The organism is Agathobaculum sp. LCP25S3_E8, from assembly GCF_052117165.1.
Taxonomy (GTDB): Bacteria; Bacillota; Clostridia; order Oscillospirales; family Butyricicoccaceae; genus Agathobaculum.
Map to the genome: position 1 here is coordinate 1 of NZ_JBQKJR010000044.1, position 26,091 is coordinate 26,091.

At 52.4% G+C, this 26,091-nt stretch carries 23 protein-coding genes; 15 read left to right on the forward strand and 8 right to left on the reverse strand.

The features are described from left to right. Positions 1–400: 400 nt before the first annotated feature. Together ACTQ34_RS13160 and ACTQ34_RS13165 are read right to left on the reverse strand one after the other, a co-directional pair. Positions 401–991 (reverse strand): metallophosphoesterase family protein, encoded by a 591-nt coding sequence (locus tag ACTQ34_RS13160; RefSeq protein WP_441364208.1) that lies wholly within the window; start codon positions 989–991, stop codon positions 401–403. Next, positions 988–2,883 (reverse strand): BMP family ABC transporter substrate-binding protein, encoded by a 1,896-nt coding sequence (locus ACTQ34_RS13165; protein WP_441364209.1) that lies wholly within the window; start codon positions 2,881–2,883, stop codon positions 988–990. The genes ACTQ34_RS13160 and ACTQ34_RS13165 overlap by 4 nt, the downstream gene beginning before the upstream one ends. A gap of 213 nt (positions 2,884–3,096) precedes the next feature. On the opposite strand from ACTQ34_RS13165, the gene ACTQ34_RS13170 reads away from it, so the two are divergent. Both ACTQ34_RS13170 and ACTQ34_RS13175 read left to right on the forward strand, forming a co-directional pair. Next, a complete protein-coding gene (locus ACTQ34_RS13170) occupies positions 3,097–4,194 on the forward strand; it encodes an ABC transporter ATP-binding protein (protein ID WP_441364210.1) in 1,098 nt (365 codons plus the stop codon). Beyond that, positions 4,191–5,126, forward strand: coding sequence for a helix-turn-helix domain-containing protein (locus tag ACTQ34_RS13175; protein ID WP_441364211.1), 936 nt, complete (start codon positions 4,191–4,193; stop codon positions 5,124–5,126). The genes ACTQ34_RS13170 and ACTQ34_RS13175 overlap by 4 nt, the downstream gene beginning before the upstream one ends. A 69-nt stretch (positions 5,127–5,195) precedes the next feature. Here the strand turns inward: ACTQ34_RS13175 and ACTQ34_RS13180 are convergent, their stop codons facing one another. Then, entirely contained in the window at positions 5,196–5,807 is a 612-nt protein-coding gene (locus tag ACTQ34_RS13180; protein WP_441364212.1) for a sugar O-acetyltransferase, read from the reverse strand. Continuing rightward, positions 5,804–6,775: an AraC family transcriptional regulator gene (locus tag ACTQ34_RS13185; RefSeq protein ID WP_441364213.1), complete on the reverse strand. Its 972-nt coding sequence runs from the start codon at positions 6,773–6,775 to the stop codon at positions 5,804–5,806. Before ACTQ34_RS13185 ends, ACTQ34_RS13180 begins: the two co-directional genes overlap by 4 nt. Before the next feature lie 325 nt (positions 6,776–7,100). Here ACTQ34_RS13185 and ACTQ34_RS13190 point away from each other — a divergent pair, with 325 nt between their 5' ends. From ACTQ34_RS13190 to galT, 9 genes are all read left to right on the forward strand, one after another. Further along, positions 7,101–8,411 carry an ABC transporter substrate-binding protein gene (locus tag ACTQ34_RS13190; RefSeq protein WP_441364214.1) on the forward strand — a complete coding sequence of 437 codons (1,311 nt, stop codon included), beginning with the start codon at positions 7,101–7,103 and terminating at the stop codon, positions 8,409–8,411. 156 nt (positions 8,412–8,567) lie between these two features. After that, entirely contained in the window at positions 8,568–9,461 is an 894-nt protein-coding gene (locus ACTQ34_RS13195) for a carbohydrate ABC transporter permease (protein WP_441364215.1), read from the forward strand. 15 nt (positions 9,462–9,476) lie between these two features. Further along, positions 9,477–10,316, forward strand: a complete 840-nt coding sequence (locus ACTQ34_RS13200) for a carbohydrate ABC transporter permease (protein WP_441364216.1) — start codon at positions 9,477–9,479, stop codon at positions 10,314–10,316. An 81-nt stretch (positions 10,317–10,397) separates the two neighbouring features. Further along, a complete protein-coding gene (locus tag ACTQ34_RS13205) occupies positions 10,398–11,072 on the forward strand; it encodes a hypothetical protein (RefSeq protein ID WP_441364217.1) in 675 nt (224 codons plus the stop codon). Positions 11,073–11,078: 6 nt separating this feature from the next. Beyond that, a complete protein-coding gene (locus ACTQ34_RS13210; RefSeq protein WP_441364218.1) occupies positions 11,079–11,777 on the forward strand; it encodes a YesL family protein in 699 nt (232 codons plus the stop codon). Between the two features lie 88 nt (positions 11,778–11,865). After that, positions 11,866–14,085: an alpha-galactosidase gene (locus ACTQ34_RS13215; protein WP_441364219.1), complete on the forward strand. Its 2,220-nt coding sequence runs from the start codon at positions 11,866–11,868 to the stop codon at positions 14,083–14,085. A 30-nt stretch (positions 14,086–14,115) separates the two neighbouring features. After that, entirely contained in the window at positions 14,116–15,402 is a 1,287-nt protein-coding gene (locus ACTQ34_RS13220) for a galactokinase (RefSeq protein WP_441364220.1), read from the forward strand. A 41-nt stretch (positions 15,403–15,443) separates the two neighbouring features. Next, positions 15,444–16,436, forward strand: a complete 993-nt coding sequence (gene galE, locus ACTQ34_RS13225) for a UDP-glucose 4-epimerase GalE (protein ID WP_441364221.1) — start codon at positions 15,444–15,446, stop codon at positions 16,434–16,436. A 2-nt stretch (positions 16,437–16,438) separates the two neighbouring features. Further along, entirely contained in the window at positions 16,439–17,941 is a 1,503-nt protein-coding gene (gene galT, locus ACTQ34_RS13230) for a UDP-glucose--hexose-1-phosphate uridylyltransferase (protein WP_441364222.1), read from the forward strand. A gap of 270 nt (positions 17,942–18,211) precedes the next feature. On the opposite strand, the gene ACTQ34_RS13235 is transcribed toward galT, so the two are convergent. The 4 genes from ACTQ34_RS13235 to ACTQ34_RS13250 all read right to left on the reverse strand — a co-directional run bounded on the left by ACTQ34_RS13235 (position 18,212) and on the right by ACTQ34_RS13250 (position 21,604). After that, positions 18,212–18,430, reverse strand: a complete 219-nt coding sequence (locus tag ACTQ34_RS13235) for a hypothetical protein (protein ID WP_441364223.1) — start codon at positions 18,428–18,430, stop codon at positions 18,212–18,214. Positions 18,431–18,887: 457 nt separating this feature from the next. Next, complete coding sequence (locus ACTQ34_RS13240; RefSeq protein WP_441364224.1) at positions 18,888–19,739, reverse strand: helix-turn-helix domain-containing protein; 852 nt, start codon at positions 19,737–19,739, stop codon at positions 18,888–18,890. 28 nt (positions 19,740–19,767) lie between these two features. Continuing rightward, a complete protein-coding gene (locus tag ACTQ34_RS13245) occupies positions 19,768–20,541 on the reverse strand; it encodes an AraC family transcriptional regulator (RefSeq protein ID WP_441364225.1) in 774 nt (257 codons plus the stop codon). Between the two features lie 16 nt (positions 20,542–20,557). Further along, complete coding sequence (locus ACTQ34_RS13250) at positions 20,558–21,604, reverse strand: LacI family DNA-binding transcriptional regulator (protein ID WP_441364226.1); 1,047 nt, start codon at positions 21,602–21,604, stop codon at positions 20,558–20,560. A gap of 565 nt (positions 21,605–22,169) precedes the next feature. On the opposite strand from ACTQ34_RS13250, the gene ACTQ34_RS13255 reads away from it, so the two are divergent. The 4 genes from ACTQ34_RS13255 to ACTQ34_RS13270 all read left to right on the forward strand — a co-directional run. Further along, on the forward strand, positions 22,170–23,195 hold the full coding sequence (locus tag ACTQ34_RS13255) for a substrate-binding domain-containing protein (protein WP_441364227.1): 1,026 nt from the start codon (positions 22,170–22,172) through the stop codon (positions 23,193–23,195). A gap of 106 nt (positions 23,196–23,301) precedes the next feature. Continuing rightward, on the forward strand, positions 23,302–24,789 hold the full coding sequence (locus ACTQ34_RS13260) for a sugar ABC transporter ATP-binding protein (RefSeq protein ID WP_441364229.1): 1,488 nt from the start codon (positions 23,302–23,304) through the stop codon (positions 24,787–24,789). An 18-nt stretch (positions 24,790–24,807) separates the two neighbouring features. Further along, complete coding sequence (locus ACTQ34_RS13265) at positions 24,808–25,794, forward strand: ABC transporter permease subunit (RefSeq protein WP_441364228.1); 987 nt, start codon at positions 24,808–24,810, stop codon at positions 25,792–25,794. Between the two features lie 153 nt (positions 25,795–25,947). After that, positions 25,948–26,091, forward strand: a 144-nt coding sequence (locus ACTQ34_RS13270) for a Gfo/Idh/MocA family oxidoreductase (RefSeq protein ID WP_441363594.1), incomplete at its 3' end; no start/stop codon positions are given.

Sequence of the window (26,091 nt, forward strand, 5' to 3'; positions counted from 1 at the left end):
CCCAAGGTCGGCGGCGACAACATCATATGCGTGTCCTACTTCGGCTTCCCGGAGAAGATGGATCAGCAGGCTCCTGAAGCCCTCGAGCGCATTAAACGCGAACTCCTCTAAACTATATCACTTTTTATGGTGCGTACTATGACTTGGGGACAGCCAGATGCGGCCAAAGGCGTAGCCGCTGGTCGCAAATGCGAAGGTTAGGCAGTGCTTTTTGCCTCCCCAAGCCTGAAATTCTTCCAATCGCGATACCGTTTAAGCTTGTTTCCAGCTGGCGGCATCAAAAACAGGTATGCACTTTGGTGTATACCTGTTTTTGTTATGGCAATTAGGTTATCATGCAGGGATGATAGTATGGTGTTTTCGCTTAGCCGAGCAGCGCTGTGACGATGGCACGCGCCGGTCATAGCGTGATAACATGGTACTCGTAAGCGTTGATAATGGTAGTTTGGGCGAATTGGGATTGGCGCGGGTACTGCCTGCCATAGTTGAGATGGGTGTGCCCGTGCACCATGTAAGCGGGGGTATAGCGCATCATCAGTGCGGGGAAGGCTCGGAAGCCTTGATGTGGCAAATCTGGGCCATCATGCAGGCCGAACGCAGGCGCGTGAGTCAGCAGAATATCGAAGCCGCCGTATTTCCAGAGTGGGAACCACAGCCGGCGCACACGGCGGTTCATCTCCTGCTGAGTGTATTGATGGGCGCCGGGCTTGTAGCGCACTGAACCGCCAAGCCCAAGAATACGCACACCGCGGTAGCGATAAATACGGTCGTCGATGCAGATGCAGCCGAGTGGCGGGCGGGTGTTATATTGTTCATCGTGGTTGCCGTGGACATATAGGACAGGAGCGTGCGAGTAGGTGGCAATGAAAGAGAGATAATCCGGAGACAAATCGCCGCAGGACAGGATAAGGTCGACGTCTTTATGCCGGTATGGGTGCAGCGGATTCCACAGTGGCGGATATTCCTGATCGGCAAGTACTAAAATATTCATGGTTTCTGGATTCCCTGTGTGCGGATAAGGGCCTGCGCTTCGGGCAGGAGCGTGTCGAATGTGGGCAGGCTGCCGATCACATTGTCCGACAGCCAATTCATGGTGATTAGCTCCTGTGGTGTGATTGCACGGCTTTGGTAATCGAGTACTTCACCCGACTGGGTGCGAATGCATCCGGAAAACGGATGGAATGCGCCGCTACGGATGCCCTGCTTCAGCCATTGCACAAGCCGCTGCGTGCCGTCCGGTAGGCTGCGCGAGCAGATTAGGTCGATAGTGCCGCTGTCCATACCCCACCAGTAGTTGATTGCATGTGTGCCGACGCGGTCGCTGTTCCAACTGCCGTTGAGATAGCTGCGCACAATGCGTTCGTACAGCTTGCCCCAGCGGTACAGTGGCAGAGCGAGATTGGACAGATCTTTGCCATCCGTATGGTACAGTCCAACATAATGAGGCAGCGATGCGCCGGCTGCAATCATGTCCTGATCCGAGATGTAGACGATGCCGCTTTGCTGTAAGCGTTCGCGATAGTCGTTGTGGATGGTGCGCGACCATTCTAAATAGACCTGGGCGCGGGGGTTGACCAGTTGGGCACCCAGCGCAAAGGCGTTGATGTTGGCTGTGGTGCCGTAGATTGGATAATCTGCGATATAACCGATGCGGCCATCCGCTGCGAGGCTTCCTGCAATGACACCCATGAGGAACTTCCCTTCATACATCCGGGCGTAATAGGTTCGGATGGACGGGTGCGCAGTGTTGAGGGAGCAGTTGAGGAAGGCAATTTTGGGGTTGGCCAACGCGGCCTGCACGCTGGGCTGGAGTAGGCGCGGCGAGGTGGTAAAGACTAGATTGGACAAGTCGCAGATTGCGGCGGTAAGCGCCTGCTGTGCTTTGGCATCGGTATCGACACTATCCAAACAGATGGTTTCCACCTGCTCGCCAAATGCGGACTCTAGGTCGCGTCGCCCTAGCTCATGGGCGTATACCCAGCTGGAAGTTGCAGCCGTGGCCGTGTGGATAAAGGCGATGCGCAGATGGCTGGACGAGGGAACGGAAAATAGCGGGCGGCGTTCGGTCGGCTTGAGTACCAGATGGATCGAACGGTCCATATCCAGATTGCAGATTTCGTCCCACATCCGTTCGAGTTCGTCCCGCAGTGCGGCGGGCGGCTTGCGACGGGCATCGGCATAGGCGTAAATATTAAAGTAGACCAGCATGGCATCCCCGACGGTGACGGTCATGCGATCGGTTGCCCTTTCCTCGAAAGCACGGCGAAACATAGTATAAAACGTGCGAAAGTCGCGCTTGTCTTGTTCGTTCCATTGGGTATTTGGAGCGGTGGGATGCACTTGGGCGAGCAATTGGGCAAAGCCATCCTCGCGGCTGAACCACAGATAGTTGATGCCGGTTAGCGCGTAGAAGGAGAGGAATTTTGCATAAATGCGACTTTCCTCCGAGTCGTCTGGCGCTGGAAGGATGCGCGTGACTGTGCCATGGATGGATACAGCGCCAAAATGCCGCAGCACACTGACGCGCTTGTGTCCTTCGACTACATAAAAACGGTTCATGAATTCATAGGCCTTGATTGGGTCGCGGATGCCGGTGGACAGATGTGCGTCGCATAGACGGCTCCATTTTTGTGCAAATTCGCTCTTTTCATCCATGAGCGGGAGAAAACTGTGTGTGAATGTCGGCTGGCGGCCGGCATAATAGGTGCCGACGACTTGCTCTATCGGAATTTCTACCAGTCCAAGTGTCTGGTGAGATACGATAGAGCTGTGTTGGATGATATGTTCGAGCACCGGTAGGAAAGGGGATTCCCCGTGCGTGAGGCTAGCCCGGTATACCCGTTGGCCGAGACGGTAAGCCTTGCGGTATTCTTCAAGCGACATAGTATGACACCTGCTTTCCCTGTTCACGGATTTGTTGTTCTATCGTAGCACAGCGCAGTGAGAATTACAATGCGCCTGAACAAATATCAGAAATTTACTGTTTATATCAGAAAGTTACCGTTGCGAAAGATAAAGATGCGGTGGTATCCTGCAAGTAGAAAGTAATTTTGGTGACAGCCCAACAATGGTATAAACACTTTGGAGGAGTTTGCAATGGCAAGTATCACATTTACCCATGTCAACAAAACCTATCCGGGCAATGTGGAAACCATCCCGGATCTCAATCTCGAAATTAAGGACAAAGAATTTGTTATCCTGGTCGGTCCGTCTGGCTGTGGCAAATCCACTACGCTACGCATGATCGCCGGTCTGGAGGATATCACTCGCGGTGAGCTGCGTATTGGCGACCGTGTGGTTAATGACATTGCGCCCAAGGATCGTGATATCGCAATGGTATTTCAGAACTACGCGCTGTACCCGCATATGTCGGTATATAAGAACATCGCGTTCGGTTTGCAACTGCGCAAGGTGCCGCGCGATGAGATCGACCGTAAGGTGCATGAGGCGGCGCGTATCCTTGATCTAGAACATCTGCTTGACCGCAAGCCCAAAGCGCTGTCCGGTGGCCAGAGGCAGCGTGTGGCTCTCGGTCGCGCCATGGTGCGTGACCCTGCCGTATTCCTGCTCGACGAGCCGCTGTCCAACCTCGACGCCAAGCTGCGTACCTCGATGCGCACCGAGATCAGCAAGCTGCACCGCAAGCTGGATACCACCTTTGTATATGTAACCCATGACCAGACCGAGGCTATGACCATGGGCGACCGCATCTGCGTAATGAAGGATGGCATTATCCAGCAATTTGACACGCCGCAGGTACTGTACGATAGCCCGTGCAACCTGTTCGTTGCCGGCTTCATCGGATCACCCCAGATGAATTTTATCAATGCGACAATTATCCAAAATGGAGGCTGTCTGACGGCGAATTTCGATCAGTTTGCCTTGCCGCTGAACGCGGAAAAGGCCAAAGCGCTGGAAAGCTACGTCGGCAAGGAGGTCATCATCGGCATCCGTCCGGAGGACTTTATGGAAGTTAACGGACAGCCGAAGGACGAAACAATCACTGCGATGGTCGATCTGGCCGAGCTGATGGGGGCAGAGACTTACCTGTATATGGATTGCGCGGGCATCAAACTGATCGTACGTATGCCGTCTAACGTTCGCCCAGCTGAGCAGGAGATGTATACCGTGGCGGTCAAGGTAGATAAGATCCATGTATTCGATAAGGATACCGAGCAGGCAATCTGCCATTGATCGGTTCTGGCATGGCTGATCATTCGCGGGAACATCGGTCAGAGCAGGAGCATAAGCCAGAGCAGAAATCATTTCTGTTCTGTCAGGAAAAGCCGACGTCGGCAATGGAAAAAAACATTGCTGAACTGGCTTGGGTCGACAGGATTGTGCTGTCCGCACTAGAGACGCAGGAAACCCACACGTTGTTGTTGCAACAGGGGCGAGTGGTAGTGCTGGCAGTGGCGAAGGGCAGATTGCAGATCGAGTCGGATGTCCTGATGGGTACACTTCAACGCGGGCAGGCAGTCATGCTGTCGGGCGGCGGCAAGTGCAGCCTTATGGCATTGCAGCAGGGTGAATGTGTTGCAGCTGTGCTCAGCGGTACGTTGGTAACACAGGTGCTGCAGATGCAGCTTGCGCAGGCAAGGGTATTTTGCCAGACTGGCCTATCTGACCTGTTGGAAACGGCAAATGCATTGGGGAAACCTCCGCAGAGTGTGGAACAGATTTCGGCAGCGGCCTATTATCTACTTATGCGACTGCATGAAACGGCGCGTCTTTATGAGAAGAGCAGCGGATATCCGTTGCTGGTGAATGCGGGCATTGGTATCATACGGGAGGAATTTGCACATATTGCTGGGGTAGATGAGGTCGCGGAGCGGCTTGGTATCTCAACAGCGCATTTTGCTCGCCTGTTTTCCAGGGCGGTTGGTACACCGCCGGGACGGTTTCTCAAGCTGCAAAAGCTGGAGTATGCCAAAAAGCTGCTGCCGTTGCCCGATATGACAGTTACACTTGTGGCAGAAATGATCGGATTTGCCGATGTTAATTACTTTGCCAAGGTGTTCAGTAAGGAAAACGGGATATCGCCCGGTGAGTATAGAAAGCGGCACCGCGCATCCGTTCATGTGGATGAGGACATTGAGGCAAAGATTCGGGAAATTTATTTATAGCTAACGCAAGATTCACCTCTTCTCTATTTGTAAAAGGCGCTTTTCTGTTGCAGAAAAGCGCCTTTTGCGTCACAGTGTATAATAATCGATAGGCCGGTCCCGGAAAAAGAAGGTGCGGTCGCGCTCCCCGATGGGACGGAGCACACGACAAGGGTTACCGACTGCGACGACACCGGTGAGAATATCACGTGTGACGACGCTGCCGGCGCCTATCACGGTGTTGTCGCCGATGGTTACACCTGGCAGGATGAGCGTCCCTGCGCCGATCCAGCAGTTGCGTCCGATACGGATGGGTAGGTTATACTGGTAGCCTTGCTCGCGCAGCATTGGGTCAATCGGATGTCCCGCGACCGACAACACGACGTTCGGCCCGAACTGGGTATAATCGCCCACATAGACGTGGGTATCGTCGACGACGGTCAGGTTGAAGTTGGCGTAAACGTGCCTGCCGAAGTGCACATGTTTTCCTGCCCAGTTGGCATGAAACGGCGGCTCAATATAGCTTCCTTCTCCGAACTCAGCCAGCAATTCATGCAGCAGAGCATCTCGTTTGGCACGCTCGCTGGGGCGGCTGTGGTTGAAGTCATACAGCCGATCAAGGCGGCGAGTCTGCTCTTCCAGCAGGGAGGGATCACTGCATTTGTAAAGTGTTTGGCTGTGAAGTTTTTCAGCATTGGTCATGGTATTGGCTCCTTTATCTCTTTCGATGGCTCGTTTGCACGCTGTGCATCGTTTTCGTGCAGCTTACGGTATTCCGATGGGCTGGAACCGATACGCTGCTTAAAGATTTTGGAAAATGCCAGAGCATCCGCATAACCGACCTTCGCGGCGATTACGGAGATGGATTCGGAGCTTTCAGTGAGCAGTTGCTCGGCCTTTTCCATGCGTAGCCTGATCAGGTATTCCTGCGGGGATATCTGATACTCATCCCGGAAACTCTTGGTCAGATAACTGCGGTCGATGCCGATGTGGTCGGCCAGATCGGCGATCTTGATGTTGGTGGTGAAATTGCTGTCCAGGTAGCGCATGGCGAGTTGCGCATAGACCGATTTGGAATAGGCAGGCGCAGTTTGGTGCCTCTCCTCGGCATGATCGGCAATATAGGAAAAAAAGCGCAGTAGCTCGGCCGTGCGGTATAACTCGTTGGCATAAGTGATGCGGTGAGTATCCATGATACTGAGAATGCATTGGCGGAGCGGTTCGACATCTTCTACCGTGACGACCAGATGATCGGGCGAGAAGCCGACCTGCGAGAGCAGCGCCTCGGACCGATGCCCGCTGAAGCCGATCCAGCCGTAGCTCCATGGGTCTTCGACGTCTGCCTGATAGGTGGTAGTCACGCCTGGATAGATCAGGAAGAGTTGCCCTGCGGAAACATCATATACCTTGCCGGGGACATAGTACTTCCCCTTGCCGCTGTAAATCACATGCAGCAGATAGGACGTGCGGGAGCGCGGGCCGAAGGCGTAGCCAGGGTAACAGATTTCATAGCCGCAATAGTTGACGTGATAAGGTGACGGACCGAGGTAACTGTTTTGCAGATCGGCCGCACCTTCCTGCGGGAAAGCACTGGATTGGAAATATGGCTCGCTAGAAAAGACTTCCATAACAAGGGATTTTCGTTCGGCTTTGAACTTTACGTCTATCATGCAGCACCTCGCAATTTGATAATATTTGATAGTATTATATTATTTCAACAAATAAAAAGGCAAGAAAAATGTGATATTGCACAAGGAAAAATGTGAGTGTAAAATTTGTGCAAAACGCAAAATATATAATTTTTAGTGCAATATAAACAATATGTAGCTTAAAAAGAAGTTAAAATTAACAATGACGATGCAAATAGAAGAAAAAAGCCACACATTTTTACATGTTTGCCACACACGAGGATATACTTCTAGCAAAGTCGCAATGCTACAATGAAATCACAAAATCAACTTCGGGTTGAAAATTCAAAGAAAAGGAGAAAGAATTATGAAGTTGAAAAGAATTCTAGCGGCGGCAATGGCGGCGGCAATGGGGTTGAGCATGCTTACCGCTTGCGGCAATGACAGTAGTGACAGCAGCAATGCAAGCTCGGGCGAGGACGCTGGCACGCTCAATGTAAAGATCTGGGACTCGACCCAGCTGGAAGGCATTCGCCAGATTTGCGAGGAGTGGAGCGCAGAGTCCGGGGTTGACGTGCAGGTGGAAGTAGTCAACTGGGACAACTACTGGACGCTACTGGAAGCGGGCGCTTCCGGCGGCCAGATGCCAGATGTATTTTGGATGCACTCTAACAATGCCCAGCGTTATATGGACGCGGAACTGCTGCTCAACCTCAACGACTACATTGCAGCGGACGAATCCATTGACATGGACAACTACTATCAGGACATCGTTGAACTGTATACGCAGGATGACGGCACATACTACGCGATCCCGAAGGATTACGATACGATTGCCCTGTGGTACAATAAGGACATGTTTGATGCAGCTGGTATCGAATACCCGACCAATGACTGGACCTGGGACGACCTGTACGAGGCCGGGAAGGCACTGACCAAGGACGGCAAGTACGGCATGGCGATGGATACCGACCTGAACCAAGAAGGCTATTACAATATCATTTACAGCTATGGTGGTTATGTTATCAACGACGCTAAGGACGAATCTGGCTGGGATGACCCCAAGACGGTAGAAGCGATGGAAATGTGGGGTAAGATAGTCAAGGACTGCATGCCTGCGCAGTCGATGATGTCCGAATCCGGCGAGATCGATATGTTCACCTCGCAGGTTACAGCGATGCAGCTGATGGGCTCGTGGCGCGTGGCGGCCCTGCAGGAATATGACTGCAACTGGGGCGTTGTTAACATCCCGTACTATGATGCCAACAGCAACGGCCAGTGCGATGCCGGCGAGCGTGTTTCGATCTATAACGGCCTTGGCTGGGCGGCTTCTGCTGCGACCAAGAACCCGGATGCGGCCTACTCGCTGATCTCCTATCTGTGCTCGGAAAAAGGCCAGACGGAACAGGCTGAGCTGGGTGTGACTATGAGCGCATATATGGGAACCTCGGATGCCTGGGTTGACGCCCGCGCCGACCTGTGGGATCTTAGCCCGTACCTGAATGTGACCGAAGGTTCGGACCGACTGGTCATTTATCCGTATTCCCGTGCGACCATCTGGGCGGAAAACGCTAAGCAGGAGTTGGTTCCGGCATATAATGACCCGTCCACTATGGCGGACACGCTCAAGACGATGGCGGCGAGCATGGAAGCTGAGCTGGAGGCGGAGAAGAAATAATTCGTTGCCGGCGGCAGACAGGGGATTGCAGCGGGGCTGTAAGCTGCAATCCCGTTTTGCCTGACGGCCGGTCTGCCCCTTCGGGAGAGTGTAACGGCTTATCACAACCGACCACAAGGCAAACCCTAAAAATTTTTGCAGAAAGGAGGGCTTGCATTGGTAAAGATAAAAAAGATGACGAAAGCCCAGAAAAATGAAGCGGCATGGGGCCTGATAATGGTCTCGCCCGCGATTATTGGTCTGGTCGTGCTCAATTTCTGGCCGATTGTAAACACCCTTTGGCAGTCGCTGCATAAGACCGGCGACTTCGGTATCGGCAATACCTTTGTCGGCCTTGACAACTATTCCAGTGTGTGCACCAGTTCGGAGTTCTGGCAGTCGCTACTTAACACTTTCAAATATGCGATCATCGAGGTGCCGTTCTCAATTGTCATTGCTTTGGTCCTTGCGGTATTCCTCAACCGGAAGATGCGCTTTCGTTCAGGTTACCGCACGATCTTTTTCCTCCCCATGGTTGCGGCGCCTGCAGCGGTCGCCATGGTGTGGAAGTGGCTGTATAATCAGCAGTTCGGCCTGCTCAACCATGTATTCAATACGAACATCGCATGGATCTCTAGTCCGTCGTTCACCTGGGTTGCAATCGGTATTATTGGTGTCTGGTCGATCATCGGCTATAACATGGTGCTGTTCCTCGGAGGCCTGCAGGAGATCCCGCACGATTATTATGAGGCGGCGGATATTGATGGCGCATCTGGCATCCGGCAGTTTTTCTCGATCACCGTGCCGCTGCTCAGTCCAACGACTTTCTTTATCGTGCAGACCCGCATTATTTCGGCGTTACAGGTGTTTGACCTGATCTATATGATTATGGACAAGACTAACATTGCATTTGGTAAAGTACAATCTGTCGTTTTGTTGTTCTATCAGTACACCTTCACGCAAGATAACAAGGGCTATGGCTCGACGCTGGTTGTCATGCTACTGCTGTTCATTCTGGTGATTACGTTTGTGCTGCAGAAGCTCGAGAAGAAATTCGTATTCTACAATTAAGGGAGGAGGATTGTGATGGATAGCGTACGCACAAGGGACAAGATTGTCCGTGTGGTGATTCATGTCATTTTGATTATCATGTCAATCATCATGATCGTCCCATTTTTGTGGATGGCACTGACCGCCTTTAAAACTGTGGCGGAATCGACGTCGATCGACCCGTTTGTCATCTTCCCATCTTCTTGGAAGTTTGATAATTTCACGACCGTATGGAAGAACTATAACTTCCTGATCCTGTATAAGAACACTCTGCTGATGATCTTCTTCCGCGTGCTCTGCGCGGTCATCACCGCGACGATGGCCGGATATGCGTTCGGCCGCCTGCGGTTTCCGGGCAAAAACATCCTGTTCGGCATGGTGCTCGTCCAGATGATGGTGCCGCCGCAGATATTCCTGCTGCCGCAGTATCTGATGGTTTCCAAAATGCACCTGCTGGACACCACATTTGCGCTGGTGTTCCCTGGCTTGGTTTCCGCGTTTGGTACATATCTGATGAAAACTTCGTTCCAGAGCCTACCCAAGGATCTGGAGGAAGCTGGCAGCATAGACGGCTGTAACATCGGACAGAGGTTTCTGCTGATCATGGCACCGTTGACCCGTTCCGGCATGGTATCGCTGGGCATTTTCACGGCGGTGTTCGCATTCAAGGATCTGATGTGGCCGATGATCGCCTGCACCAGAAGCGACACTACCTCGCTATCGGCGGCACTTGCCAAGATGCAGGGCCAGTTCGCGGCGAACTACCCGCAGCTGATGGCTGCGGCGCTGATGGCTTGTATCCCGATGATTGTGCTGTATCTGATTTTCCAGAAGCAGTTTGTCGAGGGTATTGCGACATCCGGCGGCAAACTATAACTAACTTCCCCTTGGTGGCAGGGCAGGGGACAACCACCCTTGCCCTGGCTGCCTTCCCCTTGCACAGGAGAGAAACAAAGTATGAAAGACTGGTTAGAACAGGAAAAACAAAAATTTTCGCATTTGCTGGGAAAGCAAAAGCTATGGTATCTGTGGGATTATTATCGGCTGTGGATCGTGGGCGGTGTGGCGCTGCTGCTGATCGTGGGCTTGCTGATTGGCAACTACATTCGCGCAAACCGCGAAAGCTATGTATATCTGCTGTATGTCAACACCTTTGCGGACATCGGCGAGCATTCGGCATTTTGGGAAGGGTATGTTGATTTCTGCGGGGAAGACCCCACGAAGGTGAATATCACATTTGATACGGAAAATTATTATGATATGACAAAGAGCAGCGTGACCGGAAACCATTATTATGAAAAAACGGTCGTGCTGATTGACAGTGGTACCATGGATGGTATCGTGATGGAAACGGAAAACCTCGCCCGGCTGGGAGAAAGTGGGCGTTTGATAGACTTGCAAGACGAGCGGACGCAGGCGCTGGCGGAGCAATATGCAGACCGGCTGATTACTGTCATCCATACTGAGGAGGATGGGAGGCAGCGCGAAATTCCGGTTGGGATTGACATCAGTGACAGCACGCTGGTCACGCAGGAAAACGCGTATGTGGATTGCGCGTTAGGGATTGCCGCTGGCGCGACACATATTGAAGCAGTGGGACAGTTTTTGGCGTATGTTTTACAGGAGGAGTGAACAGGGATGAGGGGAGCACTCGGATTTCTGGATAATGACAGTCGGTTCGGACGTATCTGCACGGCGGTAGGCACGATTATCGTGGCTAACCTGCTGTTTGTAGTGACGCTCCTGCCGTTGATTACAGCAGGTGCCGGTCTGTGCGGCTTGTATTACTCGATGCTCAAGCTGGTGCGCTATCAGGAAATCAACCCCTTGGCTGAGTTCTGGAGCGGCTTCCGGGACAACTTCAAAAAGGCAACGCTCACCATGCTCTGCTTAGTGGCTGGGGCGGTGTTCCTCGCGATCGACCTGCGCATCTGCGCGCTGATGACCGAGCCATTGTGCTACTGCTCGGTGGTATTGTACGGTGCGGTGATCATTCTGGCGGTGCTGGCGATGTATGCTTTCCCTGTAATGGCGACATTTGAGGGTAGTATGCGCGATACATTCAAGCTCAGCGTGTATTTTGCGGTTGGCAATGTGCCGGGCACGCTAGCAATCGTGTTGCTCCATGTGGTGCCGTTGGTGCTGACCTATCTGGACATAGCGCTGCTACCGCTGGCAGCGTTCCTATGGTGTTTGTGCGGCTTTGCAGTGATCACACTGTGCAATGCGCGTATTCTAATGCGGCGCTTTGCATGCTATCTCGAGCCGGTCGAGCAGGAATCGCAGGAGAAGGAGCACAAGCGCGTGCTTGAGGAAATGAAAATGCTGGAAGGTTGAACCTGCTGCAAATCCATGAAAGCGTTTGTCGACGTCTTTGACAGTTTCATGGGGGTAATAGACAGAAAAAAGGAGGAGAAGATACTCTATGAGCATCTACTTTGAACAGGAGAGTCGGACGTTTCATCTTTCTAATGGCAAAATAAGCTATATTATGAAGATTTTACCTAACGACCAGCTGGGACAGCTGTATTTTGGCAAGGCGGTCACGCATCGGAATAGCTTCGACCACCTGTTGGAAATGGTGACACGTTCGATGACAGCGTGCGCGTTTGAGGATGATGATCGGTTCTCGCTCGACCATGTCAAGCAGGAATACCCGTCTTATGGCACGGGCGACTTCCGCCATCCGGCGGTGCGTATCCTACAAGGCAACGGCAGTGCGATCACCAATTTTACTTATCTGTCGCACGAGGTGCTGCAGGGTAAGCCTGCGCTTACGGGTTTGCCTGCGACCTACTGCGAAGCGGACGACGAGGCAGAGACATTGCGCATTACTCTGCGCGATGAGTTAATCGGTGTTCGGTTAGAATTGCTGTATACATTATTCGCTGGACAAGGTGTTCTTGCGCGTTCGGCGCGGCTGGTTAACGACGGCGGTGAGACCGTCACCGTGGATACTGCGATGAGCCTGTGTCTGGATTTGCCAGACAGCGAATATGAGTGGGTGCAGCTTTCGGGCGCATGGTCGCGCGAACGGCACATTCATGTCCGACCGCTCGCGCCGGGCGTGCAAAGTGTGGAAAGTATCCGTGGCACATCTTCCCACAACCACAACCCCTTTGTCGCACTCAAGCGCCGCGATACTAATGAGAGACAGGGGGAGGTCGTTGGGTGCAGCCTAGTGTATTCGGGCAACTTTCTGGCTCAGGCCGAGGTGGACGCATGGGGCGTGACACGTCTGACAATGGGTATCAACCCGTTCGGCTTTGCGTGGAAGCTTGAGCCAGGCGCATCTTTCCAGACACCTGAGGCAGTGGTGGTCTATTCGTCTGACGGACTCAACGACATGAGCCAAATCTTCCACCGATTGTACCAGAAACGCCTGGCGCGCGGCTACTGGCGTGACCGGCCGCGTCCGATCCTGCTGAACAACTGGGAAGCGACCTACTTCAATTTTGACGAAGAAAAGCTCCTACACATCGCCGAAACCGCGCAAAAGCAGGGCATTGAGCTGTTCGTGTTGGATGACGGGTGGTTCGGTGAGCGTAATAACGACAGAGCGGGTTTGGGCGACTGGACGCCAAACCGCAAGCGCCTGCCGGATGGTATAGCCGGATTGGCGGAGCGTATCGAGGAACTGGGCATGAAGTTTGGCCTGTGGTTTGAGCCTGAAATGGTCAACAAGGATTCCGACCTGTACCGCGCGCACCCGGATTGGGTAATCCGCACACCGGGTCGCAACATGGCTCAGGGACGGCATCAGTATGTTCTGGATTACAGCCGTCCGGAGGTTGTCGACTTTATCTTTGAAAGCATGGCCAAGCTGCTACGCGAGGCTAAAATTTCTTACATCAAGTGGGACATGAACCGCTGTATCACTGAGGCGTTTTCCGCCGCTCTACCAGCCGATAGGCAGGGGGAGCTGTTCCATCGCTACATCCTTGGTGTGTACGACCTATACGACCGTTTGACGACTGCATTCCCGCAGGTGCTGTTTGAGTCCTGTGCATCGGGCGGTGGCCGCTTTGACCCAGGTATTCTGCACTATGCGCCGCAAGGTTGGGCAAGCGATGATTCGGACGCAGCCGAGCGTCTGAAGATACAGTATGGGACCACGCTCTGCTACCCGGTCAGCAGCATTGGTGCACATGTATCCATTGTACCAAACCATCAGGTTTTCCGCGTTACGCCGCTCAAGACCCGTGCCAATGTCGCCTGCTTTGGCACGTTCGGCTACGAGCTGGATCTGAACCGTCTGACGGAAGAAGAGTTGATGACTGTGCGCGAGCAGGTCAGATTTATGAAGAAATACCGTGCGGTATTGCAGTATGGCACCTTCTACCGCCTCCTCAGCCCATTTGAGGGCAATTATACTGCGTGGATGGTGGTCAGCGAGGACAAAAAGACCGCGATTGTCGGCTGGTACAAAATGCTCAATGAGGTCAACTCATCCTTCCGCCGCGTCAAACTCTGCGGCCTTGAGTCGGATGTGCAGTACCGTGTTAACGGGCAGTGGGTGCACGGCGGCGACGAGCTGATGAACATCGGCCTGCTGACGAGCGACAGCTCGGCGGGCGAGTGTCGCGAAGGTCAAACCCCGAGCTGCGATTTTGATTCCAAGTTGTTTGTCCTGCGGGCAGAATAAGCCGTACGGCTGCAAAGGAGTGAGCAAACCATGCAAAAATTAGGTGATGTGCGCCGCGCACTGGATGCCGGAGAACTGAACGAGGCTCTGTCTCATCTGTTATACGATGATCTGGCCGCCGCCCGTCAGCGGATCGCAAACGTGCTGGACCAGTTCCAGAAAAGCTTTAACGCAGGAGACGATACTCTTATCGCTCTGTGCTCTGCCCCCGGCCGCACCGAGATCGGCGGCAACCATACTGACCACCAGCACGGCCGCGTTCTGGCCGGTGCAGTCGATCTGGACTTTTTTGCCTGTGCCAGCCCGAATGGTACCAACACCATCCGCTTCCAGTCCGAAGGCTGGCCGATGGTGGAAGTCGATCTGGACACGCTCGATCCCAAGGAAGAGGAAAAGGAAAGCACCGCGGCTCTGGTGCGCGGTATGGCGGCGCAGGCAGCCCAGAAGGGCTACAGCGTAGCAGGCTTTGACGTATACGCTACCTCTACCGTACTGCCCGGCTCCGGACTGTCTTCCTCTGCGGCATGCGAAGTGCTGCTCGGTGTCATTGAGAACCACCTGTTCTGCCGGGACGAGCTCGATCCGGTGACGATTGCGCAGATGGGTCAGAAGGCTGAGAATGTGTATTTTGGTAAGCCTTGCGGCCTGATGGATCAGACCGCATCCTCGGTCGGCGGCGCTGTCACGATCGACTTTGCCGATCCTGCCGCTCCGGTTGTCCGCGCGCTTCAGGTGGATCTGGACAGTCTTGGTTATGCTCTGTGCATCATTGACTGCGGCGCAGACCACGCTGACCTGACGGATGAATATGCCGCAGTTCCGCGTGAAATGAAAGCCGTTGCCGCTTTCTTCGGCAAAGAGGTACTGCGTGAAGTAGATGAAGCGGAAGTGCTTCGCAATCTGCCTGCACTGCGCAAAGAAGTGGGCGATCGTGCAGTACTCCGTGCACTTCACTTCTTTGCCGACAACCAGCGTGTCGCAGCGCAAGCCGACGCACTGGCCAACGGCGATATGGGCACTTTCCTCGCACTGGTCAACGAGTCCGGTCATTCCTCGTGGGAAAAATTGCAGGACATCACTCCTGCCGGTGCCGTACAGGAGCAGTCTATGGCGGTTGCCCTCGCAGTAGCGGAGCGTGCACTTCAGGGCCGCGGCGCTTGCCGTGTACATGGCGGCGGCTTCGCCGGAACCATTCAGGCTTTTGTCCCTCTGGACATTCTTGCTGAGTTCCGCAGCGAGATCGAAGGCGCACTGGGCGAAGGCTGCTGCCACGTGCTGCGAATCCGTCCGGTAGGCGGTACGGTACTCTGGTCTTAAACGATATGACTGCGATAATGTGAAAGGAGCGCACCTGTAACATGGCAATTTTAGTGTTGGGCGGAGCCGGCTATATCGGTTCCCATACGGTATATGAACTGATCGACGCAGGCCGTGAGGTCGTGGTAGCAGATAATCTGCAAACCGGCTTCCGTGCCGCGGTTCACCCCAAGGCAAAGTTCTATGAGTTGGATATCCGCGACCAGAAGGCACTGGACGCACTGTTCGAAGCAGAGCAGATCGACGGCGTGATCCATTTCGCCGCTTCCTCTCAGGTCGGCGAATCCATGTCCGACCCGCTCAAGTATTACGACAACAATCTGCACGGCACGATGGTACTGCTGAAATCCATGGTCGCACATGGTATTGACAAAATCGTCTTCTCCTCCACTGCTGCCACCTATGGCGAACCGGAACGCGTTCCGATTCTGGAGGACGACACCACCTGCCCCACCAACTGCTATGGTCAGACCAAACTTGACATGGAGCACATGATGAGCTGGGTATCCCGTGCGCATGGGTTGAAATATGTGGCTCTGCGTTACTTCAACGCCTGCGGTGCGCATGCTTCCGGTCAGATCGGTGAAGCGCACAACCCGGAAACTCACCTGATCCCCCTTATCCTGCAAGTGCCGCTTGGCCAGCGCGAGCAAATCAGTGTATTTGGCGAGGATTACCCCACCAAGGACGGCACCTGTGTTCGTGACTACATCCATGTCACTGATCTGGCACAGGCACATATTCTGGCGCTGGATTATCTGATGAACGGCGGCGAAAACAACGTATTCAACCTCGGCAACGGTGTCGGCTTCACGGTCAAGGAAGTCATTGACGTAGCCCGTGAGGTCACCGGTCATCCGATCCCCGCGCAGATGGCGCCGCGCCGTGCCGGCGATCCGGCACAGCTCATCGCTTCTTCGGAGAAGGCTGTCAAGGTGCTGGGCTGGAAGCCGGAATACAACGACCTATCCACCATCGTAGCCTCCGCTTGGGCTTGGCATAAAAACCATCCCCACGGCTATACGGAGGGTTGAGCATGGAGCGCGATCAAGCCATTGCTATGCTGGTGACCTATGCGCTGCGCAAAGGCCTCATCCAGCCCTGTGAAGAAATCTGGGCGGTCAACAGCCTGCTGGGCGTGCTCAAGCTGGACAGCTACACGCCCCCGGAAGAGACCATGCCGGAGGACATCGATCTTCCTGCTGTACTCGATGCTCTTATGGACGACGCACATGCGCGTGGTGTTCTGGAAGAGAACTCCATCGTATACCGCGATCTGTTTGACACCGCGCTGATGGGCGCCCTCACGCCCCGTCCCGCGCAGGTAATCGAAACCTTCCAGAAACTGCGGCAGGAGAGTCCGGAAAAAGCCACCGATTGGTATTACCGTTTCAGTCAGGATACCAACTATATCCGCCGCGACCGCATCGCAAAGGATGTACAGTGGAAAGCACCGACCGAATACGGGGAACTGGATATCACCATCAACCTGTCCAAGCCGGAAAAGGACCCCAAGGCTATTGCCGCAGCACGCAACATGCCCGCTTCTGCCTATCCCCGCTGCCTGCTGTGTGCGGAAAATGAGGGGTATGCCGGCCGGGTCAATCATCCGGCCCGTCAGAACCACCGTATCGTCCCCATCACGATCAACGACTCGCCGTGGTTCTTGCAGTATTCCCCCTATGTGTACTACAACGAGCACTGCATCTGCTTCAATGCAGTTCATACCCCGATGAAGATCGACCGGGCATGCTTTGCCAAGTTGCTGGACTTTGTCGGTCAGTTCCCGCATTATTTCGTCGGCTCCAACGCCGACCTGCCCATCGTGGGCGGCTCCATTCTGGCACATGATCACTTCCAAGGCGGACGCTATACTTTCGCCATGGAAAAGGCGCCCATCGAGACTCCCTTTACCTTCCCCGGCTACGAGGATGTGCAGGCGGGTATCGTCAAGTGGCCCATGTCGGTCATTCGCATCACCGCTGCCGACCCGCAGCGCCTGATCGATTTGGCCGACCGCATTCTGACGCTGTGGCGCGGCTATACCGACGAAAGCGCAGTTATCCTCGCGGAAACGGACGGCGAGCCGCACAACACCATCACCCCCATCGCCCGTCGTCGCGGCAGCGACTATGAGCTGGATCTGGTGCTGCGCAACAATCTCACCACGCCGGAACATCCCTTAGGTCTGTATCATCCTCACGCAGAACTGCACCACATTAAAAAAGAAAATATAGGCCTGATCGAAGTCATGGGTCTGGCTGTTCTGCCTGCCCGTCTTAAGACTGAACTGGCTGCTGTGGCGCAAAAACTGGCTGCTGGCGAAGATTTAACCGCTGACCCGCTCACCGCTTCTCATGCCGAATGGGCAATGGGCTTCCGAGACAAGTACGAGCTTACCGAAGAAAACGCGCTGGATGCGGTCTATAAAGAAACCGGTTTGGTCTTTGCCAAAGTGCTGGAGCATGCCGGTGTATATGCCCGCACGCCGGAAGGCAAGGAAGCGTTCTTGCGGTTCCTTCACACAGTTTCCACATGATCCTAATAGGATAACCTTTTCTCTATATTCTTTTTCTCTTCATGCAAAAATCCCTGTATGCAGTTTCGACTGCCCGCAGGGATTTTTGTACGACATGTAAGATATTAGATGTGACTATGTTTTGGACGAAAAAGGGGAGATAGGGAGGATGTCTGGACGGTGTCAACTCAGTGCTGCGCTGCGGCAGGGTGTATCAGCCTGCGCAGCAAGCTGACGGCGGAACAGAGTGCGGAAAATTAGGCGCACCAGTGGGCCGCAGTATAGTAGCTATCAGATGAGCACCATAGGCATATTGCAGCCGAAGGTGTGAATATATGTGTTGAAGCTAGGCTGCTTGTACAGCAGCGTGATAATCAGGCTCATTGTAGAGCACATGATGCACACGATCATGATCGAGATTTCACAGATGATGAACTGTGGACGGTTAATTCCATAAAGCAAAAAGGAAAGATAGACAGTATTCGCGATGAAAATAGAGCGCTGCTGCACATCGGGATACAGCTCGAACTACAAGCAGATGTGGGTGTCGTTCACATCGTAGCTGGAAAAGTTACTATTGTTGGCCTGCTACGGCTCGAACGTCTGGCAAAGCAGCCATATGTCTATTTCTTTACATAACGGGATATAAAACACCCGAAGCTGTATATCCTATTTGGCAAATATTAATTTAGTTACAATCTTTCACGAGTGCACTAATGATCTGGCAAATAAAAGTGTACAGGTACCAGTATAGTCATAATTTGTTCAAGAATCAATTAATGCAGATGTGAATGTCGGTCTATCTTAATTATCTAATGAAATCAAAATTGTATTGCATATTTTTTAGTAATGTACTGCTGTTACTTCAATTGAAGATTAAAACGAGCAAAAATTCAACAAACTGAGAGCAACCCGAGCATCTGTGCTCAGATCGCTATGTTTTTTAGATAAGTCAGTAGAAAAGATTTCATCCGAGCGGCAGTTTCCGGAATTGAATGGGTGAAATACCGATTCGTCTGACAAAAGCATTGGTAAAACTTGATTCTGAACGATACCCAACTTCAACTGCAATGGCTTTGACCGGCATTGTGGTGGTTTTGAGCAGGTATTTGGCTCGGTCTATACGTGTGAGTATAATATATTCGTGTGGTGCATGCTGAGTTTGAGCACGGAACAGCCGAATCAGGTGCGCCGGGCTGAGATATACCTCGGCAGCTAGGCGTTTTAGCCTCAGATCTTCACCTAAATGCGTGTTAATGTAACCAATCACTTGCTGCACCGGATCATTTACTCTTGTTTGGGATGCAGTTTGCGCCCCAGGCATCAAATAGCATAGGATACTGTAAAGTAGCCGGGACTGCTCGGCATGGTCGACCGACTGGTGGTTGACATACTGTGAGACGATTAGCCGCAGTAACGAGGCTGCCTTTTCATTGTATGGCGCTTGGAAAATAATTCCTTCATGTAACTGTATTAGATGATCGCACAGGGAAAAGGTGTTTACCCCGGCAAAGTGTAGCCAGTAAAAATCTGCATAATCCGGCGTGTCGTAATACTGCGGGAAATTGCAGTCCATTAGCACAATGTCACCTGGCTTTGCCATATAGCGGCGGCCGCGGTATTCGAGTCGCATCTCCCCATTATCTATCAGCATTAGTAGCAGGTTGTCGATCTGGCCGCGTCGTACTCGGTATCCCCGCTCACAATAATAATGCCCACAAAAATTGATATAGTATAGTAGTCGCCGCGTTGTTGCGCTGACAGTATTAAAAAAATATTCCGAGCCGGGCAGAACACCCGTTTCATTCCGACACTGCATGAGACCGTCATCCTTTCCCGCTGTGCTGTCAGCTAGGCATAATATAAAACGCATTGCGGTACTGACTGGGCGATAGCCCTGTCAGGCGCTTAAATGTGCGATAAAAATAATTTCGATTCATAATGCCGACCTGCGCAGCGATTTCACCTGCGCTCAGGCTGGTGCAGCGTAGCATCAACTGTGCCTCACCAATGCGCCGTCGGATTAAATACTGGATGGGCGATAGGCGGAACAACGGATTGAAAATATGGATGATATGGCTAACCGAAATGTGGAATACATCAGCTAGATCATTCAGTGATAGGTCATCGCGGAAATGGTCGTTGAGGTAGCGCAGCACACGTAGAGGCAAGGATGATAGCGGTGGTGGCGTAAATGAAAAGGCTGGTTGCGCAGTTAGCTGAAGTAGTAGAGCTTCAAGAACGCAGTCACGCGCCTGCCCAGTCAACCCGCCAACATTAAGCAGGGTTAGGATAGGACGCATGGCCGTTGCATCAGACGAAGGTAGGTAGCCAAAAGCTCCAGGTAGTGGTGCTGCAAGTCCATTAAAGCGGACGACCAGAACGCGGCTGTTGTCCGCAATGCCGATCATATGGCAGGACTCTGGCGGGATCAATAGAAAATCACCGCCGTGAACGTGCACGGTTTGAGCAATAATAGTTACCTCTGCTGCTCCCTGTTGCACACAGAACAGTGTCCAGTCTGTAGAGGAACAGGGCAGGTATCCGCCTCCCGTTTGCGGACATACCGCAAAGCAACCCGACAAGCGGATATGGTCGATACACAGAAGCGGATTATACATAATAGGCCTCCTTAAGTCAGAGCAGGTTATCAATGTTATAACGTAGTAGGACACGGATATCGGTGAACACATTCCGCTTGGGCGGACGCAGCTGAAGCTGGATAAAGTCTGCCAGCATGCTCAACGGTAACGAGCCCTGTAGCTCCGCATCCTGGCCTATGACAAAATCCACCACACCCTGTTTGACATATCGCAAGTTCGTCGGGATTTCGTCATGTAGGATCAGCTGCACATTCTGCGCATGACCAGTTTGTAATAGTGCTTGGCAGACACCGTCATAACCCGGTGTTATGGCATAAATGCCAGCAAGGTTCGGTACCTGATCCAGTAGAGCAAGTGTTGCATGCATGGCGCTTTCAGAATCATCGTTTGGTAGATTGGTCAGTCGCAAACGGATATTGGGCGCGATCCGCTCCATTTCACTTTGAAAGCCAGATAATCGCTCGGAATAGGCAAAATGATATTCCGAAGGGCCAATAATTGGCGCAACAATTCCATTTCCTCCAGTCATCAGGCGCATTAGCTCAGCTGAGGTGCGCCCGGCCGCAAAGTTATCCTGCCCAACATAGCAAAATCTCTTGCTGGCAGGTAAGTCAGTATTAAAAGTGACGACCGGTAGATTATACTTTTCAATCAGTTCGTTGATCTTATTTTCGACCAAAATACTGTGCAATGTGGTGATGGCAAGCCCGCTGATATGCTGCTGCTCGACCAGTTCTTCAATCATGGAGACTTGCTCGACTGGATCAAGCGTCAGGGACAGACGGAAGATGACCTTAGTGCTGAACGCTGACAGGCGTTTTGCCTCTCTGCGGCACGCATCCAATACCAGCTGCATAAATGGAGTCTGTGTAGAGTGCATGACTACGCCTATCCGGATCGGATGGGACGCACGTGAAAGCGCCATGCCTGCCCGGTTTGGCGTATAGCCATGTTCCTGCGCAACGTGCTTAATTTGCGCCGCGAGTTCCGGACGTACATTTCCTTTATTATGAAGTGCGCGGTCCACAGTGCCACGAGAAACACCACAGATCTCAGCGATTTGATTGATTGTAATAGCCATAGACACACCCCGTTTATGAGAAATAAAGGCATTTCCCTCCTTATTTATTAGATAGCATAACATATTCTATTGAAAAAGTCCATGTTCAACTTAAATATACAAATATTCATAAAATTGTGCACGTGCACAGTTTGGATAAAAATATTTATTTATTTAGATTCATATAAGAAAATTGCATTTGATGGAAATACGAAACTTATGTTTGAAATATATGACATTTTTTCTATATATATCGAGTTTCTTGAAACATATATATGATATTTGAATTATGAGAATTATATTTTGGCGTTCGCAAAATCATGCTGCTGCTGCACAATTTTTCGGGCGATTATCCCCAATGCAACCCATTATTTCTCGGTTAAAAGCAATAAGATTGCAATTTTGTGTAGACAAAATTGTAATAATTCGGCAATGATAGATGTACAAACTGTAGAAAACGTCAAAACACAGTTGACGGGATGCAAAACATGTTGTAAAACTAAATCAGATCAAGCGAAACCGTATCATTTCAAAAAATGGGAACGTGCACGGTGCTTGAAAATTTCATGAAAGTTGAGGGACAAACATGAAAAAGAGACTTTTAGCAGGTTTAATGACAACGGCAATGCTTGCCATGACACTGGCGGGCTGTGGCAGCACTTCCAGCGGCGAGCAGGCTCCGTCTGAGAGCGGCGAGACCGCAGGCTCTGGTGACGGCTACAGCATGACACTGATCATGTCGCTGCGCGACGAGTTCTTGAGCACTCTCGAAGCTGGCTCCAAGGCTGCGGCTGAAGAACTGGGCGTAACTCTTTCTTCGCAGGACGCACAGAACGACACCGGCAAGATGATCCAGTTCATCGAGTCTGCTCGCAACGCGGGTGACGACGCTGTTCTGATCAACTTGGTCGACGCTGAAACCGCACAGCAGTGTATCGAGGCTGCTGGCGACATGAAGGTTGTATTTGTTAACCGTGTTCCTGCTGATACCAGCGTACTGGAAGCTGGCAAGTCCGCAGCGGTTGTTTCCGACGAGAACACCTCCGGTTATTATCAGGGCGAGTTCCTGGCAAACTACTTTAAGGAACAGGGCAAAACCGATATCAAGTATCTGATGCTGCAGGGCACGCTTGGTCTGGTACATACCGAGCAGCGCTCCGCATCCGTACTCAAGGGTCTGGCTGATAACGGCATCAATGCGACCGAAGCTGCTGCTCCGCTGGTTGCTGAGTATGACCGTGCTACTGCGATGGACATGATCTCCCCGCTGCTGACCACTACCGAGTTCGACTGCATCATCGCTAACAACGACGCGATGGCGCTGGGCGCAGTGGAAGCAATGAAGGCGCAGGGTCTGGATCCGACCTCCATTCCGATCGTCGGTATCGACGCGACTGTTGACGGCGTTCAGGCTATTAAGGACGGCACGCTCGCGATGACTGTATTCCAGGATGCAAACGGTCAGGGCTATGGTGCGGTTAAGGCTGCTGCAAACCTGATTGAAGGCAATCCGATCAACGACGGCACCGATTACGAGACCGACGAGACCGGCAACATTTGCTGGGTACCGTTCGAGCCTGTCACCCCGGACAACGTAGCTGATTACGAATAATAACATTGGCAGACGCAAAGGGACATTGCTCGCGATGTCCCTTTGCTTAAATCAAGACACAACGATAATGGGGTGAAAAGTAGTGAGCCAAGAATATATCCTCGAGATGACCGATATCGTCAAGGAATTCCCCGGCGTACGTGCTCTTAAGGGCGTACAGCTCAAAGTAAGACCAGGTACCGTACATACGCTGATGGGCGAGAACGGCGCGGGCAAATCGACCTTGATGAAATGCTTGATTGGTATCCATCCTCCCACATCAGGCAAGATTGTGTTTGAGGGCAAGGAAATACACTTCAAAAATACGCTCGAAGCGCTCAATTCCGGTATTTCCATGATCCATCAAGAGTTATCGCCCGTACCCGAGCGCAGCGTCTGTGAAAACCTGTGGTTAGGGCGTGCACCGCGCAAGGGCCTGATCGTTGACCACAAGAAAATGCGTCAGGACAGCATCGACCTTTTCCAGAAGCTGAATCTGGATGTGGATCCGGACGAAAAAATGGGCAATCTGACCGTTGCAAAGATGCAGATGGTCGAGATTGCCAAGGCAGTTTCCTATGACAGCCGAATTGTTATCATGGACGAGCCTACCTCGTCGCTGACCGACGCGGAGGTTGAGCATCTGTTCCGCATTATCGCAGAACTTAAGGCGAAGAATGTTGCCATCATCTATATTTCGCATAAAATGGACGAAATTTTCCGCATTTCAGACGATATTACTGTCTATCGCGACGGCGAGTACATCGCTACCGACCGTGCGGAGAACCTGAATGTAGATAAAGTCATCCAGCTGATGGTCGGTCGAGAAGTGACCGATATGTTCCCAAAGGTCGATTGCCCCATCGGTGATACCATCCTCAAGGTCGAAAACCTTTCGGCTGGGCGCGCGGTGAAAAACGTATCGTTTGAGCTGCATCGCGGCGAAATCCTTGGTATGGCCGGTTTGGTTGGCGCAGGCCGTACCGAAACGGCAGAAGCTATCTTTGGCATGCGCACCGTTACGGGTGGAAAAATCTTTAAGGATGGAAAAGAGCTGCATATCAAGTCCCCTGAGGACGCGATCGCAAACAAAATCGGTCTGCTGACGGAAGATCGCCGCGGCAACGGCATCGTCGGCTTGCTGAGCATCAAGGACAACACTGTTCTCGCTAATTTGAAAAAATACGGATTTCCGCTTAATCATAGCAAGATGCGCGCGGATACCGAGGAATACGTTAAAAAACTCAATACCAAAACGCCATCCATCGATACGCCCATCCAAAACCTGTCGGGCGGCAATCAGCAAAAGGTTCTGGTTGGCCGTTGGCTGTTAACCGATCCGGATATCCTGATCGTTGACGAACCAACCCGCGGCATTGATGTTGGCGCGAAGGCAGAAATCCATTCTCTGATCACCAAACTGGCTGGCGAAGGCAAAGCCATTATCATGATTTCGAGTGAGCTACCTGAAGTTATGGGCATGTCCGACCGTATCGTTGTTATGCACGAAGGAGTAATGACTGCCATTGTTGACCGAAAGGACTTCTCGAGCGAGCTGATCCTGAAATATGCCACCAGCGAAGAGCCCTACCAGCCCGACGCACAGGCGCAATAAGAAAGAGGGGTACACGGTATGCAGAAAACATTTGATAAAAAGAAATTCCTGTCGCAAAACTCAATCTGGTTGGTACTGATTGTGCTGGTCATCATCATGAGCATCGTGCAACCGAGTTTCTTCACGATCAATAACCTATTGACCCTGCTTTCTGGCGAAGCAGTCAAGGGTATCATGGCTTTCGGCGTTATGTTCGCCATCTTGTCCAAGGGCATTGATTTGACGATCGGCGCATCCGCTGCGCTGGTTGCCTGCATTACGGCCTCGCTCGTACAGCCGGCCGACTACGCAAACGCTATCCTGCCGGGCGTTGGCACGCTGCCCGCACCGGTCGTTATCTTGATTGGTCTGGCGCTCGGTGCCGGCATCGGTGCGATCTACGGTGCCATTATCGCCTACACCAAGATTCCACCGTTCATCGCTACCCTAGGCGCACAGCTGATCTGCCGCGCGGGTGCGAAGATGTATACCAACCGTCCGGTTTCCAACCTGTCCGATGACTTCCGTTTCCTCGGCTCTTATCGAATTGGCGGTGTTTTTCCGATCATCATCATCGTGTTCTTCGTTATGTTCGCAATCTCGGCGTTCCTGCTGACCCAGACCCGCTTCGGCAAGAATGTCTATGCGATCGGCGGCAATGATCAGGCTGCACGTGTAGCCGGTATCAACGTCGAGAAGAACCTAATCCTTGTTTATGTCTGGTGCTCGTTGTGCGCTGCAATCGCCGGCATGCTGTTGGCAGGCCGCGCAGGTTCTGCTGACCCAGCAAACTCCGGTCTGAACTACGAGCTGGATGCCATTGCAGCCGCAACCGTTGGCGGCACCTCTCATACCGGCGGTATCTGCCGCGTATCCGGTGTTCTAGCTGGTATCCTGATCCTTGGCGTTATCAATAATGGTCTGGTTATGCTGAAGGTAGACGATAATATGACCAACATCGTTAAGGGTATCATTATCGTCGGTTCGGTTATTCTCGACATGCGCAAGAACGCCAAGCGTGCTTAATAAAAAAACATCTCTCTCTCTTCTTCTTTCTCTTCCGGGTGCTCCGGGGCTGCAGTACAGGCTGCGGCCCCCCGGAAGCTAATCTGAATAGGAGATTTTGGAAAAATTTATTATAGGAATAACTGCGCAATGCGCATAGAAAGGAAAGATATTATGGAACTCAAGATTGCAGTCATCGGTTGCGGCATGATCGGCCGCGAGCATATCGAGCGCATTCAGAACCGCATCCGCGGCGCGGAAGTGGTCGCCGTATGCGATGTATTTGAAGAAGGCGCAAAGAAGGGCGCCGAGATCGCA

Bases quoted from the DNA above. Each gene is read 5' to 3' on its own strand.
- ACTQ34_RS13170 (WP_441364210.1), top strand. From the start codon at position 3,097: ATGGCAAGTATCACATTTACCCATGTCAACAAAACCTATCCGGGCAAT.
- ACTQ34_RS13160 (WP_441364208.1), bottom strand. From the start codon at position 991: ATGAATATTTTAGTACTTGCCGATCAGGAATATCCGCCACTGTGGAAT.
- ACTQ34_RS13190 (WP_441364214.1), top strand. From the start codon at position 7,101: ATGAAGTTGAAAAGAATTCTAGCGGCGGCAATGGCGGCGGCAATGGGG.
- ACTQ34_RS13255 (WP_441364227.1), top strand. From the start codon at position 22,170: ATGAAAAAGAGACTTTTAGCAGGTTTAATGACAACGGCAATGCTTGCC.
- ACTQ34_RS13185 (WP_441364213.1), bottom strand. From the start codon at position 6,775: ATGATAGACGTAAAGTTCAAAGCCGAACGAAAATCCCTTGTTATGGAA.
- ACTQ34_RS13210 (WP_441364218.1), top strand. From the start codon at position 11,079: ATGAGGGGAGCACTCGGATTTCTGGATAATGACAGTCGGTTCGGACGT.
- ACTQ34_RS13205 (WP_441364217.1), top strand. From the start codon at position 10,398: ATGAAAGACTGGTTAGAACAGGAAAAACAAAAATTTTCGCATTTGCTG.
- galE (WP_441364221.1), top strand. From the start codon at position 15,444: ATGGCAATTTTAGTGTTGGGCGGAGCCGGCTATATCGGTTCCCATACG.
- ACTQ34_RS13200 (WP_441364216.1), top strand. From the start codon at position 9,477: ATGGATAGCGTACGCACAAGGGACAAGATTGTCCGTGTGGTGATTCAT.
- ACTQ34_RS13165 (WP_441364209.1), bottom strand. From the start codon at position 2,883: ATGTCGCTTGAAGAATACCGCAAGGCTTACCGTCTCGGCCAACGGGTA.
- ACTQ34_RS13240 (WP_441364224.1), bottom strand. From the start codon at position 19,739: ATGCAGTGTCGGAATGAAACGGGTGTTCTGCCCGGCTCGGAATATTTT.
- ACTQ34_RS13220 (WP_441364220.1), top strand. From the start codon at position 14,116: ATGCAAAAATTAGGTGATGTGCGCCGCGCACTGGATGCCGGAGAACTG.
- ACTQ34_RS13180 (WP_441364212.1), bottom strand. From the start codon at position 5,807: ATGACCAATGCTGAAAAACTTCACAGCCAAACACTTTACAAATGCAGT.
- ACTQ34_RS13245 (WP_441364225.1), bottom strand. From the start codon at position 20,541: ATGTATAATCCGCTTCTGTGTATCGACCATATCCGCTTGTCGGGTTGC.
- ACTQ34_RS13265 (WP_441364228.1), top strand. From the start codon at position 24,808: ATGCAGAAAACATTTGATAAAAAGAAATTCCTGTCGCAAAACTCAATC.
- ACTQ34_RS13260 (WP_441364229.1), top strand. From the start codon at position 23,302: ATGACCGATATCGTCAAGGAATTCCCCGGCGTACGTGCTCTTAAGGGC.
- ACTQ34_RS13250 (WP_441364226.1), bottom strand. From the start codon at position 21,604: ATGGCTATTACAATCAATCAAATCGCTGAGATCTGTGGTGTTTCTCGT.
- ACTQ34_RS13215 (WP_441364219.1), top strand. From the start codon at position 11,866: ATGAGCATCTACTTTGAACAGGAGAGTCGGACGTTTCATCTTTCTAAT.
- galT (WP_441364222.1), top strand. From the start codon at position 16,439: ATGGAGCGCGATCAAGCCATTGCTATGCTGGTGACCTATGCGCTGCGC.